Consider the following 18,533-nt stretch of genomic DNA (forward strand, 5'->3'; position numbering starts at 1 on the left):
GCCAGCGGCACTCTGACAGACCTGCGCGTCCCGGATTTCTGGCTGGAGATTGGCTGATGAGTGATATCGATGCACGCTTGCGTGAGGATGTTCACCTGCTGGGTGAGCTGTTGGGCAACACCATTCGAGAGCAGTACGGCGATGCTTTTCTCGACAAAATCGAGCAGATCCGCAAAGGCGCCAAGGCCGACCGACGCGGGGCCGGCGATGAATTGAGCGCGAGCCTCAATCAGTTGCAGGAAAACGAACTGCTGCCGGTCGCCCGGGCGTTCAACCAGTTCCTCAACCTGGCCAATATCGCCGAGCAATACCAACTGATTCACCGGCGCGATGAGTCGCAACCGGCACCCTTTGAGTCCCGCGTATTGCCGGAATTGCTCGCCCGCCTGCAAAGCGAAGGGCACAGCAACGAGTCCCTGGCCCGCCAGTTGGGGCGCCTGGAAATTGAATTGGTCCTCACCGCGCACCCGACCGAGGTGGCGCGCCGCACCTTGATCCAGAAATACGATGCCATTGCCGCCCAACTGGCGCTGCAGGATCACCGTGACCTTACCACCGCAGAGCGCGAGCAGATTCGCCAGCGCCTGCAACGCTTGATCGCCGAAGCCTGGCACACCGAAGAAATCCGCCGCACCCGGCCCACCCCGGTAGACGAGGCCAAGTGGGGCTTTGCGGTGATCGAACATTCCCTGTGGCACGCCATTCCCAATTACCTGCGCAAGGCCGACCAGGCCCTGCACGCCGCCACTGGACTGCGCTTGCCGCTCGAGGCGGCGCCGATCCGCTTCGCTTCGTGGATGGGCGGCGACCGTGACGGCAACCCGAATGTCACCGCGCCGGTCACCCGTGAAGTGCTGTTGCTGGCACGCTGGATGGCGGCCGACCTGTACCTGCGTGATATCGATCACCTGGCGTCCGAGCTGTCGATGCAGCAAGCCAGCCCGGCATTGCAAGCCAAGGTCGGCGACAGCGTCGAACCCTATCGCGCTCTGCTCAAGCAACTGCGCGAACGCCTGCGGGCCACGCGCCAGTGGGCACACACGGCGTTGAGCAGCAGCACGCCAGCGCCCGCCGAGGTGCTGCAAAACAATCGCGACCTGCTGGAGCCGCTGGAGTTGTGCTACCAGTCGTTGCACGAGTGCGGCATGGGCGTGATCGCCGACGGGCCGCTGCTCGACTGCCTGCGGCGTGCGGTGACGTTCGGTTTGTTCCTAGTGCGCCTGGATGTGCGCCAGGACTCCAGCCGTCATTCGGCGGCCATGACTGAAATCACCGATTACCTCGGCCTGGGGCGTTACGAAGACTGGGATGAAGAGGTGCGCATCAGCTTCTTGATGAAAGAGCTGGCCAATCGTCGACCGCTGCTGCCGGGGTATTTCAAGCCGTCGGCGGATACTGCCGAAGTGCTCAACACCTGCAAGGAAGTCGCCGCCGCACCCGCCGCATCGTTGGGCTCGTACGTCATCTCCATGGCCGGCGCTGCGTCGGACGTGTTGGCGGTGCAACTGCTGCTTAAAGAGTCGGGCGTGCAACGGCCGAGGCGCGTGGTGCCGCTGTTCGAAACCCTGGCCGACTTGGATAACGCCGGCCCGGTGATCGAGCAACTGTTGCTGCTGCCTGGCTATCGCACGCGTTTGCAGGGCCCGCAGGAAGTGATGATCGGCTACTCGGACTCGGCCAAGGACGCCGGCACCACCGCCGCCGCCTGGGCGCAGTACCGGGCGCAGGAGCGGCTGGTGGATATCTGCCGCGAGCAGCAAGTGGAACTGTTGTTGTTCCACGGTCGCGGTGGCACCGTCGGTCGTGGCGGTGGCCCGGCCCACGCGGCGATCCTGTCGCAGCCGCCGGGTTCGGTGGCAGGACGGTTCCGGACCACTGAACAGGGCGAGATGATCCGCTTCAAGTTCGGTTTGCCGGATATCGCCGAGCAGAACCTCAACCTCTATTTGGCGGCGGTACTGGAAGCGACGCTGTTGCCACCACCGCCTCCTGAACCGGCCTGGCGCCATTTGATGGACGAATTGGCGGCAGACGGTGTCAGTGCTTACCGCGCCGTGGTGCGGGAAAATCCGCAGTTCGTCGAGTATTTCCGTCAGTCCACGCCGGAACAGGAGCTGGGCCGCTTGCCGCTGGGCAGTCGCCCGGCCAAGCGACGTGCGGGCGGGATTGAAAGCCTGCGCGCGATCCCGTGGATCTTCGGCTGGACCCAGACCCGCCTGATGCTGCCGGCCTGGCTTGGCTGGGAGGCCGCGCTGAGCAAGGCCCTGGAGCGCGGCGAAGGCGAACTGCTGGGGCAGATGCGCGAGCAGTGGCCATTCTTCCGTACCCGCATCGACATGCTGGAAATGGTGCTGGCCAAGGCCGACGCCGATATCGCCCGCCTGTATGACGAGCGCCTGGTGCAGCCAGACTTACTGCCCTTGGGGACGCATTTGCGCGACCTATTGTCGCAGGCGTGCAGCGTGGTGCTTGGCCTGACTGGCCAGTCGCAACTGCTGGCGCACAGTCCGGACACCCTGGAGTTCATCCGCCTGCGCAACACCTATCTCGACCCCTTGCACTTGTTGCAGGCCGAGTTGCTGGCGCGCTCCCGTCAGCAGGAAGCGGCACAAGACAGCCCTCTGGAACAGGCGCTGCTGGTCTCCGTGGCCGGTATTGCTGCCGGTTTGCGTAACACCGGCTAAGGTTTTTTGCGTGTTCTCAACGGCTTGCAGATAAACCACGACGGCCGCCCTGAAAAGGGCGGTCGGCGTTTACGAGGCCGGGTTGCACTCAGGCACACCCTACCTATGACGCATGCACGGCGCGGGTTCCTGCGACTTTTGGCGGCTTGTGTGGTTAAGGCCTGCTGTGTATCTTGATCAGCCTTTGGCCGTTTGGGCGGCCCGAATTCTATTTTTACGCGATTGGCCCCCCGCGGCGAATCCGAGCGTCATCTCTATAAAAAAATTGAGGAGCACATCGATGCGCGTCATTCTGCTGGGAGCTCCCGGGGCCGGTAAAGGTACTCAGGCAAAGTTCATCACTGAAAAATTCGGCATTCCGCAAATCTCCACCGGCGACATGCTGCGTGCGGCCGTCAAGGCGGGCACCGAGCTGGGCCTGATCGCCAAGAGCGTGATGGACAGCGGTGGCCTGGTGTCCGATGACTTGATCATCAACCTGGTCAAGGAACGCATCAGCCAGGAAGACTGCAAGAACGGTTTCCTGTTCGACGGCTTCCCGCGCACCATTCCCCAGGCTGAAGCCCTGGTGAAGGCCGGCGTCGAGCTGGACGCCGTGGTTGAAATCGCGGTTGAAGATGAAGAGATCGTCCAGCGCATTGCCGGTCGTCGTGTTCACGAAGCCTCGGGCCGCGTGTACCACACCGTCTACAACCCGCCAAAAGTTGAAGGCAAGGACGATGTGACCGGCGACGACCTGGTGCAGCGCAAAGACGACACTGAAGAAACTGTGCGTCATCGTCTGTCGGTCTACCACTCCCAGACCAAGCCGCTGGTGGATTTCTACCAGAAGCTGTCCGCTGCCCAGGGCAAGCCGAAGTACAGCCACATTCCTGGCGTCGGCTCGGTCGAAGCGATCACTGCCAAAGTGCTGCAAGCACTGAGCTGATCCCTCGACGGCTTCACGGATAACGGCCCGCTTGCGGGCCGTTGTTGTTTATACTGGCGCACTTTTTTTCGACTTGGACACCTACACCGATGAGCACCCTGCTGGCCCTGGACACCGCGACTGAAGCTTGCTCGGTTGCCCTGCTGCACGATGGCAAGGTAACGAGCCACTACGAGGTGATCCCGCGCCTGCACGCGCAAAAGCTGTTGCCGATGATCAAGCAACTGCTCGAAGACGCCGGTACTACGCTGGCTGCGGTCGATGCCATTGCCTTCGGCCGTGGGCCGGGTGCCTTTACCGGCGTGCGTATCGCCATCGGCGTGGTGCAGGGCCTGGCATTTGCGCTGGAGCGTCCGGTGTTGCCGGTGTCCAACCTCGCCGTGCTGGCCCAGCGCGCCTTGCGTGAACATGGCGCCCAGCAGGTTGCGGCGGCCATCGATGCGCGCATGGATGAAGTGTATTGGGGTTGCTACCGCGAAACAGCGGGAGAGATGCGCCTGGTCGGTGTTGAAGCCGTGCAGCCGCCGGAGTCATCGGTGCTGCCTGCCGACGCCAGCGGCGACTGGTTCGGTGCGGGCACCGGTTGGGGTTATGGTGAGCGCATCGCGGTGCCGTTGGTGGGCCAGGACGCAGCGATGTTGCCTCATGCCGAGGACCTGCTGACGTTGGCTCGTTTTGCTTTTGAGCGTGGCGAGGCGATTCCCGCAGATCAGGCCGCACCTGTGTACCTGCGCGATAAAGTGGCGCAGACCAAGGCCGAACGCGGCCTGTAACTGTAATGAGCGGGCTTGCCCCGCGCCGGGCTGCGAAGCAGCCCTAAAAATCCCGAACACGCCTCTAATCTGCACCAATCGTCAGAATTTTCCCCCCGTTTTAAACCTTTTTCAAATTATGTGTTCTAGTTATCACCAGAGCATTTGCGCGTTACGGATTGCGCCACTAAAATGCCATCACCGATACTGAGTTCGCATCGATGCGTATAGACGGCTTTTCCTCACAGTCCTACCCCATCAAGCGTAAGCCGCGTAAGGCCAACGTCACGGTAGACGAGTCCGTCGAAGATTCACCGGACTTCATCGAAGTCCAGCCCGATGCGCAGTCCAACGCTCAATCACGTATCAGCGGTCTTCCCGCCCGTCAGCAAGACATGGTCTTCCCACGCTCAATGAGCAGAAGTGTCGCCACCGCCCTGGCCAGCTACCTGACCACCGCCGGCTTTGTCGAATGGGATATGGAAGTGCTGGGCCTCGACATCCACATCTGATGCGTCTGCCTTACTACCTGGGTTGCCCGTCCTGGAGTGAAAACGCCTGGCGCGAGTACCTGTACCCCGCCGATGCCCGTTCCAGCGACTACCTTGCGCTCTACTCCCAGGTTTTCAACGCCGTTGAAGGCAACACCACGTTTTATGCTCGCCCGTCGGCCGCCACCGTGCAACGCTGGGCCGAGATCATGCCCGAGGATTTTCGCTTCACGGCCAAGTTTCCCGGTGATATCAGCCACAGCGGCAACCTGATTGAGCAGCTCCCGGCAGCGGAAAGCTTTGTGGGCTTGATGAGTCCGTTGGGTGAGCGGGTATCGCCGCTGTGGTTGCAGCTGCCCGCGACGTTCACACCGCAGCGTCTGGGGGAATTGGCCGGTTTCATTGATGGCCTGGAGCGGCCAATGGCCGTAGAAGTACGCCATCAGGAATTCTTCGCCAAGGGCGATGCCGAGCGCATGCTCAACCGCTTGTTGCGTGACCGGGGCGTGGAACGCATCTGCCTGGACCCTCGTGCACTCTTCAGTTGCACGTCGACTTCAGCCGCCGTGCTGCACGCCCAATCGAAAAAGCCCAAGGTGCCACCACGGCCGGCGGCGCTGACGCAGTTCCCCCAAGTGCGTTTTATCGGCCATCCCGAACTCGAAGCCAACGATCCGTTTTTGGTCCCGTGGGTGGAAAAAGTCGCCGGCTGGATCGAAGAAGGCCGTACGCCCTATGTGTTCCTGCACACCTCGGATAACCGTCTCGCCGCGCAGTTGGCCCTGCGTTTCCACGACCAGTTGATGGCGCGCCTACCTGGGCTGCCGCCACTGCCCACGTTGGATCGTACCCCCGAAGTGGAGCAACTGGGGTTACTCTAGGGCTCCTTTTCCCGCCAGGAGCCAGACATGGATGCGCAAACCCTTCGCGCCGAAACCTTCAAGGCCTTGCATGAGCGTGACCGCGCCTTCGTAATGCCTAACCCGTGGGATGCAGGCTCCGCCGTGATGCTGGCCAGCCTGGGTTTTGAAGCGCTGGCCACCACCAGTGCGGGCTACGCGTTCAGCTTGGCGCGCCCGGATGCGGAAGGGGCGCTGTCCCTGGAAGACACGTTGATCAATGCCGGCATGATCGCCAAGGCCACGGCGCTGCCGGTGGCGGCTGACCTCGAAAACGGCTTCAGCGACACCCCCGAAGGTTGCGCCCAGACCATCCTGCGTGCCGCCGCCACGGGGATCGTCGGTGGCTCCATCGAAGATGCCACGGGCGTCGCCGTCGACCCGATCTATCCCTTTGACCTTTCCGTAGAACGTGTGGAAGCGGCCGTTGCCGCCGCCCGTAGCCTGCCATTCCCCTTCACCCTGACGGCCCGTGCGGAAAACCTCCTGCACGGCCGCCTGGATCTGCCCGACACCATCCGCCGCCTGCAGGCCTACGCCGAGGCCGGTGCCGACGTGCTGTATGCGCCGGCCTTGCGCAGTGCCGAGGAAGTGCTGGCGGTGGTCAAGGCAGTGGCGCCCAAGCCGGTGAATGTGTTGATGTCCGGCGGCTTGAGCCTGAGCGTTGCGCAGCTCAGCGAGATGGGCGTGCGACGGATCAGCGTCGGCTCGGCCCTGGCGTTGGCGGCCTACGGTGAGTTCTATCGTGCAGCCCAGGAAGTGTATGAGCTGGGCACATTCACCTTTACCGAGCGCAAGATGCCGTTCAGCCAGGCCAACCAGTTCTTCAAGGACTAAGCCGTGCGTTTTTTCAACGTGATGGGCTTGCTGCTGATCCTGGCGGGCGCCGTTGCCGTGGGCGTCTGGCGTGGCTGGGTGCCAATACCGGCCGATTGGAACCCCTGGGCACCGCTGGACGTACGTGCCAGCCCCAACCTGCTGACCCGTTACAAGCTGGGGCGCCTGCAGGATGACCCGGCGCTGTGCGATCAAGTGCTGGAAACCTCGGGCCTGCGCGTCAGCCATCAGGCGGACTCGCCCGCCGATGCCGCTTGCCCCTTGCGTAATAGCTTGCGCGTCCAGGGCGCAGCGGTCGGGCTGAGCAGCAGCTTCCTCGCCAGTTGCCCACTGGCGGTGGCCTTCGCCCTGTTCGAGCGGCACAGCCTGCAACCGGCGGCCCAGGCGGTATTCGGTCAGGCGGTGACACGGGTCGATCACCTGGGCAGCTTTGCCTGCCGCAATATGTATAACCGTGCCGAGGGGCGACTGAGCCAGCATGCGTCGGCCAATGCGCTGGACATTGCCGGCTTTCGTCTGGCGGATGGGCGCAGTATCAGCGTGCTCAAGGATTGGCCGGGGGAGGGCGATAATGCGCGGTTCTTGCGCCAGGTACGCGATAGCGCCTGTGATGATTTCAATGTGGTGCTGAGCCCGGACTACAACGCCGCGCACCGCAACCATTTCCATCTGGATATGGGGCGTTGGTGGGTGTGTCGCTGAGTGTCAGGCGGCCAGGCGCAGGTTGTGGGTGACCAGCGGGCGTGCCCAGTAGTAATCGAAGTCCAGGGCTTTCTGTTGCGCGACCAGTTCTTCGGTCGGATACGGCGTGGCGGCCGGTGGCAGCAGGTCCAACTCGAATTCGGCGATGGGCAGGTGCAGTGGGCGTGGCTCCGGTGCCGGGCCTGGCTCCGGCAGCGCTTGGCCAGCGGTCAGTACGATTGGGCGGACCCAACCGCTTTCGAAGTTCTGCTGGCGTTGCTGGGCGACGATTTCTTCTTCCGGGAACGGTGTGGCGGCGGGTGGCAGCAAGTCGGTCTCGAACTCGGCGATCGGCAGGAACAGCGGCTCCGGCGGCGCGATTTCGGTGTCTTTCACGTCACACCCACGCTGCGTGAGGATCTGCGACAACAGGTCGGCGCCAGCACTCGGTTCTACCGCGGGGTCTGCCGGCGCAGACGCCTGCACCGCGAGCGCGTCCGGCGTATCGCCAAGCTGTTCGGCCAATGCCCGGGCGAAGAAGTCCTGCCACACATGGCTCACCCCGGCCAGCGCTTGGGTATTGCGCAGGCCGTAGTGGTTGTGGGTCGGCAGTACACCGATGGTTAGGGGAAGAATGTCTGACATTTTTCTCGGTCGACGCTCAGCTCTGGCAAAATACCTGACTGTTGTTTTTATCGGCCGGTAGTTGCCGATCCTTAATATTTTTGAGCGTAGCGATTGATGAGCGAACAACCAGCGGCCAGCCGCATCCAGGTCGAGGCCTTGGGCGACGGTTTCAAGGCCCGTGCCGAGCAGTGGGCGTCACTGTTGGGGCTGCCGTTGCAGGTGGCGGATGCGGACTTTTCCCTGCAAGTCGGCGAACATGGCCTGCAGTTGCAACAGCTTGGGCCTGACGCGCCTGGGCCGGTGCGGGTGGACTTTGTCGAAGGCGGAGCGGCGCATCGGCGCCTGTACGGTGGTGGCAGCGGGCAGATGATCGCCAAGGCCGTGGGCATTGCCCAAGGCGTGCGTCCACGGGTGCTGGACGCCACGGCCGGCCTGGGCAAGGACGCGTTCGTGCTGGCCAGCCTGGGCTGCGAGATGAGTTTGATCGAGCGCCAGCCGCTGATCGGCGCGTTGCTTGAAGATGGGTTGGCGCGTGGCGCGGATGATTTTGAGGTGGCGCCGATCGTGGCGCGCATGCAGTTGCTCAAGGGCAACTCCATCGACGTGATGCGCAATTGGGAAGGTGAGCCGCCCCAGGTGATCTACCTTGACCCGATGTTCCCGCACCGTGAGAAAACTGCGCTGGTGAAGAAGGAGATGCGCCTGTTCCGGCCGTTGGTGGGGGATGATCCGGACGCCCCGGCGCTGTTGGCTGCCGCGTTGGCCCTGGCCAGCCACCGTGTGGTGGTCAAGCGCCCGCGCAAAGCGCCGTGCATTGACGGGCCCAAGCCAAGTCATGCGCTGGATGGCAAGTCCAGTCGGTATGACATCTACCCGAAGAAAGCGCTCAAGCCTTGATCGTGGACCTGTGGCGAGGGAGCTTGCTCCCGCTGGCGGCCTTACAGCCGACCGCTATTTACCTGTTGCCCAGCGATCAAAATGTGGGAGCTGGATTGCCAGCGATGAGGCCCGTCCATGCAACGAGGCTTTAAGGCCTGTACGCCCGCATAAACAACCCCACCACCTCCTGTACATGTTCTTCGGCGGCTTCTTCGCTCAGTTGACCGCCGCAGCCATACAGCAAGCAAAAGTTCGCCGTGCCTTTGAGCAGGCAGAAGAAGTGCTCGGCTGCGGTAAACGGTTTGTCGATGCTCAGCGCGCCGCTCTGGTCGATCTTGCTCAGCAAGCGCTCCATGCCTTGCAACATGCGCATGGGGCCGGCCTCGAAGAAAATCTGTGAGAGTTTCACGTCTTGATTGCCGGTGGTCATCATCAGGCGATGCAGGTTGACCGACTCTTCGCTGTTGATCAGGCGATGGAACCCTCGCGCGATGTTCAGCAACACAGTCTCTACGGGCACACCCACGGGCAGCTCGAAGTACATCACCGGCAGTTGTTCTTCGCACTTGGCCACTACGGCGGCGGTGAATAACGTCTCTTTATCGTTGAAATGACTGTAGACGGTCAGTTTCGACACGCCCGCTTCCAGTGCAACGGCATCCATGCTGGTACTGGCGTAGCCATTGCTCAAAAACAGGATTTTCGCGGCTTCAAGGATTGCCTGGCGTTTTGCCATGTCCTTGGGACGCCCGGGGCTATTGGTGTTTACAGGATTGTCGGACATTTTCACCTTTAATACTGGACTGGTGAGTTTGGTATTAATAACATACCCGCCAGTATAATTATTCCTAGCTCCATTAGCGAAAAGGTCCTACAGCATGCGCAGCATTTTCCTGCCCTTTGCGTTGCCTGCCAGTCTGGTCCTCCTATTGGCCGCCTGTGGCCATGAAGAAGCGACCCAGACCACCATCCGGCCGGCCATGGTGGTGCAGCCACAGCCTTCTGCGCAGTCGATGGACAGCTACCCCGGCGAAGTGCGCGCACGCTATGAGCCGGACCTGGCGTTTCGCATTGGCGGCAAAGTCAGTAAGCGGCTGGTGGAGGAGGGCGAACGGGTCAAGGCCAACCAGGCGCTGGCGGAGCTCGACCCTCAGGACGTGCGCCTGCAACTCGAAGCGACCCGTGCCCAAGTCGCCGCCGCCGAGGCCAACCTGAGCCTGGTGCGTGCCGAGCGCGATCGCTACAAGACCCTGATGGACCGTCAGATGGTCAGCCGTTCCCAGTACGACAATTCTGAAAACCTCTATAGATCCGGTGAAGCACGCCTCAAGCAGATCAAGGCCGAGTTTGACGTGGCCAGCAACCAGGCTGGCTACGCCGTGCTGCGCGCACCCCAGGACGGTGTGGTAGCCAAGCGCGCGGTCGAAGTCGGCCAGGTGGTGTCTGCCGGCCAGACGGTGTTCACCCTGGCCACCGATGGCGAGCGCGAAGTGCTGATCAGCCTGCCCGAGCAAGGTTTTGGTCGCTTCAAGATCGGCCAGCCGGTGTCGGTCGAGCTGTGGAGCCAGCCCGACCAGCGCTTCAGCGGGCGTATTCGCGAGCTGTCACCGGCGGCCGATCCGAAGTCGCGCACATTCGCGGCCCGCGTGGCGTTTACCGGCGGCAAGGTGCCGGCGGAACTGGGCCAGAGCGCCCGCGTATTCATACAGGCTGACGGCGTTATTCCGTTGTCGGTGCCGCTCTCTGCCCTCAGTGCGGAGAACGGTGCGTCCTACGTCTGGCGCGTACAGCCCGACAACACCCTCAAACGCGTGCCGGTCCGTATTGGCGCCTTTGGTGAAAAAACCGTCCCGGTACTGGAAGGCTTGAGCCCGACCGATTGGGTCATTGCCGCCGGTGTGCATGTGCTCCACGAAGGCCAGCAAGTGCGCCCGGTGGATCGCGCCAACCGCGTGGTGAATCTGGCGGCCAAGGAGTAGTCCCCGATGGGTTTCAATCTTTCCGAATGGGCGTTGCGTAATCGCCAGATCGTACTGTTCCTGATGATTCTGCTGGCAGTGGTCGGTACTTTGTCCTACTCCAAGTTGGGGCAAAGCGAAGACCCGCCGTTCACCTTCAAGGCCATGGTGATCAAGACCAATTGGCCGGGCGCTACAGCCCAGGAAGTCTCGCGGCAAGTCACCGAGCGTATTGAAAAGAAACTGATGGAGACCGGTGAGTACGAGCGCATCGTCTCTTTCTCGCGCCCCGGTGAATCCCAGGTGACCTTTATAGCGCGCGACTCCCTGCATTCGGCGCAGATCCCCGAGCTGTGGTACCAGGTGCGCAAGAAGATCAGCGACATCCGCCAGACGTTGCCGCCGGACATCCAGGGGCCGTTTTTCAATGATGAATTCGGCACCACCTTCGGCAACATCTACGCGCTGACCGGCGATGGCTTTGACTACGCCGTGCTCAAGGACTACGCCGACCGTATCCAGATTCAACTGCAGCGGGTGCCGGATGTGGGCAAGGTCGAGTTGCTCGGCCTGCAGGATGAGAAGATCTGGATCGAACTGTCCAACCTCAAGCTCGCCACCCTCGGTTTACCCCTGGCGGCGGTGCAGCAGGCTTTGCAGGAACAGAATGCGGTCTCGACGGCGGGTTTCTTTGAAACCCCGAGCGAGCGTGTGCAACTTCGGGTATCGGGCAATTTCAAGACCGTTGAAGAGATCCGCAGCTTTCCGATTCGTGTGGGTGACCGCACCTTCCGTATCGGCGATGTGGCCGACATCCACCGTGGCTTCAACGACCCACCGGCCCCGCGCATGCGCTACATGGGCGAAGACGCCATCGGCCTGGCCGTCGCCATGCGTGACGGCGGCGATATCCTGGTCTTGGGCAAAGCCTTGGAAGTCGAATTCGCACGCTTGCAGAAGAACCTTCCTGCGGGCATGGAGCTGCGCAAGGTCTCGGACCAGCCGGCGGCAGTGAAAACCAGCGTCGGTGAATTTGTGCAGGTACTGGCCGAAGCGCTGGCCATCGTGTTGCTGGTGAGTTTCTTCTCCCTCGGCGTGCGCACCGGCATGGTGGTAGCCCTGGCGATTCCGCTGGTGCTGGCGATGACCTTTGCCACCATGTATTACCTCGGGATCGGCCTGCACAAGATTTCCCTCGGCGCCCTGGTGTTGGCGTTAGGCCTGCTGGTGGACGATGCCATCATTGCAGTGGAAATGATGGCGATCAAAATGGAGCAGGGTTACGACCGACTCAAAGCCGCGAGTTTCGCCTGGACCAGCACGGCGTTCCCGATGCTCACCGGTACATTGATCACCGCCGCCGGATTCCTGCCGATTGCCACTGCGCAATCGAGCACCGGTGAATACACGCGTTCGATCTTCCAGGTAGTAACCATCGCGTTGTTGGCCTCGTGGGTCGCCGCCGTGGTGTTTGTGCCTTATCTGGGGGAAAAACTCCTGCCGGACCTGGCGAAAATTCATGCGGCCAAGCACGGCACTGATGGCCCTGATCCCTACGGAACACCGTTCTATCAACGTGTAAGACGCTGGGTGGAGTGGTGCGTACGGCGACGCAAAACCGTAATCGTCCTGACGCTGCTGCTGTTTATCGGCTCGGTCGCGCTGTTTCGTTTTGTGCCACAGCAGTTCTTCCCGGCTTCCGGCCGCCTGGAGTTGATGGTCGACCTGAAGCTGGCCGAGGGCGCCTCCCTGAGCAATACCGCCGACCAGGTCAAGCGCCTGGAAGCCTTGCTCAAGGATCACGCCGGTATCGATAACTACGTGGCCTACGTCGGCACAGGCTCGCCGCGTTTCTACCTGCCGCTGGATCAACAGCTGCCGGCCACCAGCTTCGCCCAGTTTGTGGTATTGGCCAAAACCATCGAGGAGCGCGAAACCCTGCGCACCTGGTTGATCGAAACGCTCAACGAACAATTCCCCGACCTGCGTTCACGTGTCACACGCCTGGAAAACGGCCCACCTGTAGGCTATCCAGTGCAGTTTCGCGTGACCGGCGAACATATCGAAGAGGTCCGCGCCCTCGCACGTAAGGTTGCGGCCAAGGTTCGCGAAAATACCCATGTGGTCAACGTGCACCTGGACTGGGAAGAACCGAGCAAGATCGTCTACCTCAACATCGACCAGGACCGCGCCCGTGCCCTCGGTGTGAGCACCGCCAACCTGTCGAAATTCCTGCAGAGTTCGTTGACCGGTTCCACCGTCAGCCAATACCGCGAGGACAACGAGTTGATCGAAATCCTCTTGCGCGGCACCGTGCACGAGCGCACTGAACTGTCGCTGCTGCCAAGCCTGGCCGTGCCTACCGACAATGGTAAAAGCGTAGCGCTGTCGCAGATCGCCACCCTCGAATACGGCTTCGAAGAGGGCGTCATCTGGCACCGCAACCGCTTGCCCACCGTGACGGTTCGCGCGGATATCTATGGCAAGGAACAACCGGCGACGTTAGTCCAACAGATCCTGCCGACCCTCGAAGGCGTACGCGCGGAGCTACCGGATGGCTACTTGCTGGATGTCGGCGGTACGGTCGAGGACTCTGCCCGTGGCCAGAATTCGGTCAAGGCCGGTGTGCCCTTGTTCATTGTGGTGGTGCTGACCCTGCTGATGCTGCAACTGCGCAGTTTCTCGCGCACCGCCATGGTGTTTCTGACTGCCCCGCTGGGACTGATCGGTGTGACATTGTTCCTGCTGGTATTCCGTCAGCCTTTCGGCTTCGTGGCCATGCTGGGAACCATCGCACTGTCGGGGATGATCATGCGTAACTCGGTGATCCTGGTTGACCAGATCGAACAGGACATCAAGGCGGGACTGGCACCCTGGCAGGCGATTATTGAAGCCACCGTCCGACGTTTCCGCCCGATTGTGCTGACAGCCCTGGCGGCCGTACTGGCGATGATTCCGTTGTCGCGCAGCGTGTTTTTCGGGCCAATGGCCGTGGCGATCATGGGCGGGTTGATTGTGGCCACGGCGTTGACGCTGTTGTTTTTGCCGGCGTTGTACGCGGCATGGTTCCGGGTCAAACCGCAGGTCGTGTAAAACCTTGTCGTAGGGATATTCACAAAGGTATTACGGAGCCAGGAACGTTTATTCGGCGAGGGGCCACTCATGAATTACCTGATTGCCAGGTCTTTTGCCGCCAGGGTTTTATCCTTGTCGGCGGAAGCATAAATCTGATGATTCAAGGAGTATTTATGAAAATAGGTATTAATTTTAATGCTTGGAAGCCCGGCTGCGGCAGCAACTCCTGTGCGCCTGCCAAGCCTAAACCCCCTTGCTCCAAACCCCCTTCCTGCAATAAGCCTGAAGACCCTTGCAAGCCCAAGAGCGGCGCGGCAATAGGCTTCGGTGTCATGCCCTTGGGCATGATCGCCTTCGGTGGTCTTGGTATAGGGAAGTTCTTCTAATTACGCCAGAACTGCTTGAATCCGGGCAGGTGAGCCTCCCCCACCTGTCCGGGCTCAGAGCGCGAGCTTACAGGGCGCCGAAGACTTTCTTCGCCAGGCTGGTCGCGGCAGCCGCTGGGTTCTCACGGATGGTTTCTTCCTGCTTCGCAATCATCTTGAACAACCCGTCCAGCGCCTGCTCGGTCACGTAGTTTTCGACGTTGGCGCTCTTGGCATCCACCGCACCAAAGGCTGCGGCTTTACCGGCCAGGGCATTGTACTGCTGAGCCACGCCGACCTTGTCGGTAGCGGCCTTGACGATCGGCAGGAACTTGGCGCGGATGGCCTCGCGACTGCTTTTGTTCAGGTACTGGGTGGCGGAATCCTGGCCGCCGCTGAGGATGCCCTTGGCGTCAGTCACACTCATGTTCTTGACGGCGTTGACCAGGATCGGCTGGGCCTGGGTCACGGCGGTTTCGGCGGCCTTGTTCATACTGGTTTCCAGCTGGGTGACCTGGTCACCCATGCCGAACATTTTCAGTTTGTCGGCCACTTTGCCCAGCTTGCCAGGCAGGCCGATCTTCACTTCCGGGTTGTTGCTGAAACCACCGGGTACGCCCAGTTGCTTCACGGCGATCTGCGCGCCTTGCGTCAGGGCGTCCTTGAGGCCGCCGCTGGCGTCACCCTGGGACAGGCTGCTCAAGTCCAGGGCCATGGCGTTGGCACCGAGCAACAAACCAGCACACAGGGCAGTAAAGCGAAGGGAGTTACGGAGCATGGGCGCTTCCTTTTAATAGGGCTTATGTTCTAGAGACGACTCAGTGGGCTACAGCGTCGACGCGCAGGCGCAGGGGGTGTGGGTCCTGGCCATTGAGCTGCACGGAGTACCGTTCGGTGGTGATAAACAGTAGCTTGCCATCCAGTTCGATGCGAGCGCTCACCGAATAACTGTGGCCGGGTTTGACTTGCGCGGGGTCGTAGCTCAGGTGGAAGGGCAGCGGCACTTGGCCTTTGACCGGGCCTTTCTGCTCGGCGAGGGTCACGGCGGGTGCATCCGCCAGGGACACGTCTTGCAGGCTGACGCTCAAGGTCGCGGCCGGCGGCAGGGCGATACGTTGCAGGTAGAAGACTTCGCCGTCGAGGCTGGCCTTGGGCGCGGGCGTCATGGATTGGCAGGCTCCGAGCAGGGCGGTAAGGCCCAGGAGGATGATCTTTTTCAAGGTGCAGCTCCTTTTCAACGGCGCCGGATTCCATCCGGCGCCTGCTTAAATCTAGCGGCTTTCTTCAGGTTTTGGCGGTTGCGGTTCGACCGAGGCTTCGGCGGCCCCATCCACGCGATGCAAGGCGACCTGACGGATCGACAGGCGAATCTCCGCCGGTAACACGCGCTTGGCCGCGCCTTCGGCCAGTTCGCCGAGCAGGTCGTGGTAGCTCAACTTACCGGCTTCGTCGCGGCGCAGCACATCTTGCTCCAGTAAGGTCTGGATGAAATGTCGGAAAAGGCTCTTGTCGAAGAATTCCGGGGCGTTGAGGCCATGCAGGATCGACAGGCGTTGGGCCATGATCGTGCACAGGTCTTCCAACTCTTCGGCGCTGATGCTGTTCTGGCCGCTGTTGAGCAGCAGCGAAATCGCCATGTAGAAGCGTTGCAGGGTCTGGGCGACAGTCTTGGACAGCAGCGTCAGCAGCACAAAGTGCCGCGAGCTCGGCGCGGGGCGCAGGTACACGTTGTTCTCGAAACGCAGCAGGCCTTGCTCGACAAAGGCTTCCAGCCATTGGTCGACCACGGTGTCCAGCTCGTCCAGCGACCAGCGGATAAACAGCTCCGATTGCAGGTACGGGTACAGCGCATGGGTATAGCGCAGGATCTGATCGCGGCTCATCCGCGAGCTGCTTTGGAAGAAACTGGCCAGCAGCGCCGGCAGCGCAAAAATGTGCAGCACGTTGTTACGGTAGTAGGTCATGAGGACGGCATTCTGCTCGTCCAGGTACAAAATCTTACCCAGCGCATCACTCTGTTCCGACAGCAGGTCCATGTCCTTGACGTGCTTGATCAGCGCCAGGCCATCGCCCTCGGGCAAGGTGGTGTGGGGCGAGTAGGGCACGCGGCGCAGCAGCGCCAGGTACAAATCCAACTGGCGCGCCATGGCTTGTTCGTCGAGGGCCAGGCGCGTGGTGGACAGCAATGCCAGCGCCACCAGGTTCACCGGGTTCACTGCCGCAGCTTCGTTCAAGTGGCGCGCCACCTGTTCGCCGAGGCGGTTGGTGGTTTCATTCAGCCAGGCGGGTTTGTAGTTCGGGCCCAGCTCCTGGGAGCGCCAGTCCGGTTGCTCGGCGTCGAGGAATTCAGCCAGCTTGATCGGCTCGCCGAAATTGACGGCGACCTGGCCGAAGCGCTGCTTGAGCGCGCTAACCACTTTGAAAATATCGAAGATCGACTCTTTCTTCTTGCTTGCGCCACGTAGCTCGCCCAGGTAGGTGCGGCCTTCGAGTACGCGCTCGTAGCCGATGTACACCGGCACAAACACGATGGGCATGCGCGAAGAGCGCAGGAAACTGCGCAGTGTAATCGCCAGCATCCCGGTCTTCGGCTGCAGCATGCGCCCGGTGCGTGAGCGTCCGCCTTCGACGAAGTACTCCACCGGGAAGCCTTTGGTGAACAAGGTGTGCAGGTACTCGTTGAACACCGAGGTGTACAGCGGGTTGCCCTTGAAGGTGCGGCGCATGAAAAACGCACCGCCACGGCGCAGCAGGCTGCCGATCACCGGCATGTTCAGGTTGATCCCGGCGGCGATGTGCGGTGGGGTCAGGCCATTCTTGAACAGCAAATACGAGAGCAACAGGTAATCGATATGGCTGCGGTGGCAGGGCACGTAGATCACCTCGTAGCCCTGGGCAACCTTTTGCACACCCTCGATGTTATTGACCTTGATGCCGTCGTAGATCTTGTTCCAGAACCAGCTCAGCACCACTTCGAGGAAGCGGATCGCCGTGTAGGTGTAGTCCGAGGCGATTTCGTTGCCGTAGCGCAGGGCCTGGGCCTTGGCTTTTTCCGGGGTGATCTTTTCCCGTTCGGCTTCGTCGGCAATGGCCTGGCGCACCAGCGGCATGTTGACCAGGCCCTTCACCAGGTTGCGCCGGTGTGACAAGTCGGGGCCGATCACGGCGGTCTTCAGGTTACGAAAGTGCACACGCAAGATGCGCTGGGCCATGCGCACGGTGCGTTCGTGCCCTTTATTGTGCTCGATCAATTCACGCAGGTTGATAGGCGCGGAGAATTGCACGCGGGTCTTGCGGCCCAGGATCAGGATGCTCAACAGGCGGCGTAGACGCCCGGTGACCGCCCAGCTGTCGGCAAACAGCAGCTTCCACGGGCTGGACTCGCTCTCCGGCGACTGCCCCCAGAACACGCTGACCGGAATGATTTGTGCATTCTCTTCGGCGTGCTCGCTGAGGGTATTGACCAGGCGGGTCAGGGTCGGTGGTGCGCCGCGCTTGTCCTGGCGTCCGAGCCAGTCCGGTTCCGGCGTGAGGTAGAAGAACGCCGCCGGTTCCATCAACGGGCCGACCGATACCGGCAGCACCGGGCGCGGCAGGCCGGCCTTGGTGCACTCGGCATCGACCACGGCCAATTCGCTTAGGGAGGGCGATTGCAGGACGTAGAACACCGGCCGGCTGCGGTCCAGGTTAAGGGTTAAGGACGACTGGTTGATCGTCTCTGAGCGAACCCAGAGGTACAACAGTCGGCGCAAGGTGCCAAACACTAGACGGCGGAACGGAGAGCGGGTCATAGGCGTGCTGCTTCAAGTGGAAAAAACCGAGCAGGCGCTCGGGCGGGTAGTGTGCCGTATTCACCGAAAATCGGCAAAAAAGCAGCGATGTAAACTTGAGTTGAACGTTTTTGAGCCTGTCTTATACTCGGCAGTTCAACGCGACCGACTCAACAATAACAATCAGGTGGGAGTGAACAGATGGCAACGCGCGAAACCGGTAATGTGAAGTGGTTCAATGACGCAAAGGGCTATGGCTTTATCCAGCGTGAAGACGGCAAGGATGTGTTTGTGCACTACCGCGCCATTCGCGGTGAGGGCCATCGTTCCCTGGCCGAGGGCCAGCAGGTGGAGTACGCCGTGGTGACTGGCGAGAAGGGGTTGCAGGCGGAGGATGTGGTGGGGCTGTAAGCCCACCGCTGTGCAGATGTGGCAAGGGGCTTGCTGTGGTGAGCGGGCTTGCCCCGCGCTGGGCTGCGAAGCGGCCCTAAAACATTACGCCGCGGAGTGCGTGACACGACGCGGCGTTCTTGTTGGGGCTGCTACGCAGCCCAGCGCGGGGCAAGCCCGCTCACCACACAAGCACT

The 18,533-nt window shown here is 61.5% G+C and carries 16 protein-coding genes; 11 read left to right on the forward strand and 5 right to left on the reverse strand.

The genetic code is table 11. The annotated features are described in order from the left end of the window. Positions 1-56 precede the first annotated feature (56 nt). The 7 genes from ppc (at position 57) to ACI512_RS10160 (ending at position 7,293) form a co-directional block, all read left to right on the forward strand. Complete coding sequence (ppc, locus tag ACI512_RS10130) at positions 57-2,684, forward strand: phosphoenolpyruvate carboxylase (RefSeq protein ID WP_236378904.1); 2,628 nt, start codon at positions 57-59, stop codon at positions 2,682-2,684. A 280-nt stretch (positions 2,685-2,964) separates the two neighbouring features. Further along, complete coding sequence (adk, locus tag ACI512_RS10135; protein ID WP_012722567.1) at positions 2,965-3,612, forward strand: adenylate kinase; 648 nt, start codon at positions 2,965-2,967, stop codon at positions 3,610-3,612. Positions 3,613-3,701: 89 nt separating this feature from the next. Next, entirely contained in the window at positions 3,702-4,385 is a 684-nt protein-coding gene (tsaB, locus tag ACI512_RS10140; RefSeq protein WP_064054949.1) for a tRNA (adenosine(37)-N6)-threonylcarbamoyltransferase complex dimerization subunit type 1 TsaB, read from the forward strand. Positions 4,386-4,585: 200 nt separating this feature from the next. Continuing rightward, positions 4,586-4,876, forward strand: a complete 291-nt coding sequence (locus ACI512_RS10145; protein WP_012722569.1) for a hypothetical protein — start codon at positions 4,586-4,588, stop codon at positions 4,874-4,876. Then, the gene (locus tag ACI512_RS10150; RefSeq protein ID WP_012722570.1) at positions 4,876-5,736 is read left to right on the forward strand and encodes a DUF72 domain-containing protein; all 861 of its coding nucleotides are present in this window, start codon (positions 4,876-4,878) and stop codon (positions 5,734-5,736) included. The genes ACI512_RS10145 and ACI512_RS10150 overlap by 1 nt, the downstream gene beginning before the upstream one ends. A 27-nt stretch (positions 5,737-5,763) precedes the next feature. Then, positions 5,764-6,591: an oxaloacetate decarboxylase gene (locus tag ACI512_RS10155; protein ID WP_236378906.1), complete on the forward strand. Its 828-nt coding sequence runs from the start codon at positions 5,764-5,766 to the stop codon at positions 6,589-6,591. 3 nt (positions 6,592-6,594) lie between these two features. Then, on the forward strand, positions 6,595-7,293 hold the full coding sequence (locus ACI512_RS10160; RefSeq protein ID WP_064054951.1) for an extensin family protein: 699 nt from the start codon (positions 6,595-6,597) through the stop codon (positions 7,291-7,293). Positions 7,294-7,296: 3 nt separating this feature from the next. Here ACI512_RS10160 and ACI512_RS10165 read toward each other — a convergent pair whose 3' ends face one another. Beyond that, positions 7,297-7,917, reverse strand: coding sequence for an energy transducer TonB (locus tag ACI512_RS10165; protein ID WP_231809247.1), 621 nt, complete (start codon positions 7,915-7,917; stop codon positions 7,297-7,299). Between the two features lie 96 nt (positions 7,918-8,013). On the opposite strand from ACI512_RS10165, the gene ACI512_RS10170 reads away from it, so the two are divergent. Beyond that, positions 8,014-8,796 (forward strand): class I SAM-dependent methyltransferase, encoded by a 783-nt coding sequence (locus tag ACI512_RS10170; protein WP_236378908.1) that lies wholly within the window; start codon positions 8,014-8,016, stop codon positions 8,794-8,796. A 130-nt stretch (positions 8,797-8,926) separates the two neighbouring features. Here the strand turns inward: ACI512_RS10170 and ACI512_RS10175 are convergent, their stop codons facing one another. After that, positions 8,927-9,562: a TetR/AcrR family transcriptional regulator gene (locus tag ACI512_RS10175; protein WP_231809249.1), complete on the reverse strand. Its 636-nt coding sequence runs from the start codon at positions 9,560-9,562 to the stop codon at positions 8,927-8,929. A 94-nt stretch (positions 9,563-9,656) separates the two neighbouring features. On the opposite strand from ACI512_RS10175, the gene ACI512_RS10180 reads away from it, so the two are divergent. Then, a complete protein-coding gene (locus tag ACI512_RS10180) occupies positions 9,657-10,757 on the forward strand; it encodes an efflux RND transporter periplasmic adaptor subunit (protein ID WP_231809250.1) in 1,101 nt (366 codons plus the stop codon). Positions 10,758-10,763: 6 nt separating this feature from the next. After that, positions 10,764-13,829: an efflux RND transporter permease subunit gene (locus ACI512_RS10185; RefSeq protein WP_012722577.1), complete on the forward strand. Its 3,066-nt coding sequence runs from the start codon at positions 10,764-10,766 to the stop codon at positions 13,827-13,829. 435 nt (positions 13,830-14,264) lie between these two features. Here the strand turns inward: ACI512_RS10185 and ACI512_RS10190 are convergent, their stop codons facing one another. From ACI512_RS10190 to plsB, 3 genes are read right to left on the reverse strand one after another with little or no spacing between them, the layout of a single operon-like run. Then, positions 14,265-14,954: a DUF4197 domain-containing protein gene (locus tag ACI512_RS10190; RefSeq protein ID WP_012722579.1), complete on the reverse strand. Its 690-nt coding sequence runs from the start codon at positions 14,952-14,954 to the stop codon at positions 14,265-14,267. 40 nt (positions 14,955-14,994) lie between these two features. After that, entirely contained in the window at positions 14,995-15,396 is a 402-nt protein-coding gene (locus ACI512_RS10195) for a YbaY family lipoprotein (RefSeq protein ID WP_043204895.1), read from the reverse strand. 51 nt (positions 15,397-15,447) lie between these two features. Then, positions 15,448-17,967, reverse strand: a complete 2,520-nt coding sequence (gene plsB / locus ACI512_RS10200) for a glycerol-3-phosphate 1-O-acyltransferase PlsB (protein WP_236378910.1) — start codon at positions 17,965-17,967, stop codon at positions 15,448-15,450. A gap of 180 nt (positions 17,968-18,147) precedes the next feature. Here plsB and ACI512_RS10205 point away from each other — a divergent pair, with 180 nt between their 5' ends. Continuing rightward, entirely contained in the window at positions 18,148-18,357 is a 210-nt protein-coding gene (locus ACI512_RS10205; RefSeq protein ID WP_003219353.1) for a cold-shock protein, read from the forward strand. Positions 18,358-18,533 lie beyond the last annotated feature (176 nt).

This window comes from Pseudomonas petroselini, from assembly GCF_045037875.1.
Lineage (GTDB): Bacteria > Pseudomonadota > Gammaproteobacteria > Pseudomonadales > Pseudomonadaceae > Aquipseudomonas > Aquipseudomonas petroselini.

Coding starts and splice junctions, on each gene's coding strand:
- ACI512_RS10155 (WP_236378906.1), top strand. CDS start 5,764: ATGGATGCGCAAACCCTTCGCGCCGAAACCTTCAAGGCCTTGCATGAG.
- plsB (WP_236378910.1), bottom strand. CDS start 17,967: ATGACCCGCTCTCCGTTCCGCCGTCTAGTGTTTGGCACCTTGCGCCGA.
- ACI512_RS10145 (WP_012722569.1), top strand. CDS start 4,586: ATGCGTATAGACGGCTTTTCCTCACAGTCCTACCCCATCAAGCGTAAG.
- ACI512_RS10170 (WP_236378908.1), top strand. CDS start 8,014: ATGAGCGAACAACCAGCGGCCAGCCGCATCCAGGTCGAGGCCTTGGGC.
- ACI512_RS10165 (WP_231809247.1), bottom strand. CDS start 7,917: ATGTCAGACATTCTTCCCCTAACCATCGGTGTACTGCCGACCCACAAC.
- ppc (WP_236378904.1), top strand. CDS start 57: ATGAGTGATATCGATGCACGCTTGCGTGAGGATGTTCACCTGCTGGGT.
- ACI512_RS10180 (WP_231809250.1), top strand. CDS start 9,657: ATGCGCAGCATTTTCCTGCCCTTTGCGTTGCCTGCCAGTCTGGTCCTC.
- ACI512_RS10185 (WP_012722577.1), top strand. CDS start 10,764: ATGGGTTTCAATCTTTCCGAATGGGCGTTGCGTAATCGCCAGATCGTA.
- tsaB (WP_064054949.1), top strand. CDS start 3,702: ATGAGCACCCTGCTGGCCCTGGACACCGCGACTGAAGCTTGCTCGGTT.
- adk (WP_012722567.1), top strand. CDS start 2,965: ATGCGCGTCATTCTGCTGGGAGCTCCCGGGGCCGGTAAAGGTACTCAG.
- ACI512_RS10150 (WP_012722570.1), top strand. CDS start 4,876: ATGCGTCTGCCTTACTACCTGGGTTGCCCGTCCTGGAGTGAAAACGCC.
- ACI512_RS10205 (WP_003219353.1), top strand. CDS start 18,148: ATGGCAACGCGCGAAACCGGTAATGTGAAGTGGTTCAATGACGCAAAG.
- ACI512_RS10190 (WP_012722579.1), bottom strand. CDS start 14,954: ATGCTCCGTAACTCCCTTCGCTTTACTGCCCTGTGTGCTGGTTTGTTG.
- ACI512_RS10175 (WP_231809249.1), bottom strand. CDS start 9,562: ATGTCCGACAATCCTGTAAACACCAATAGCCCCGGGCGTCCCAAGGAC.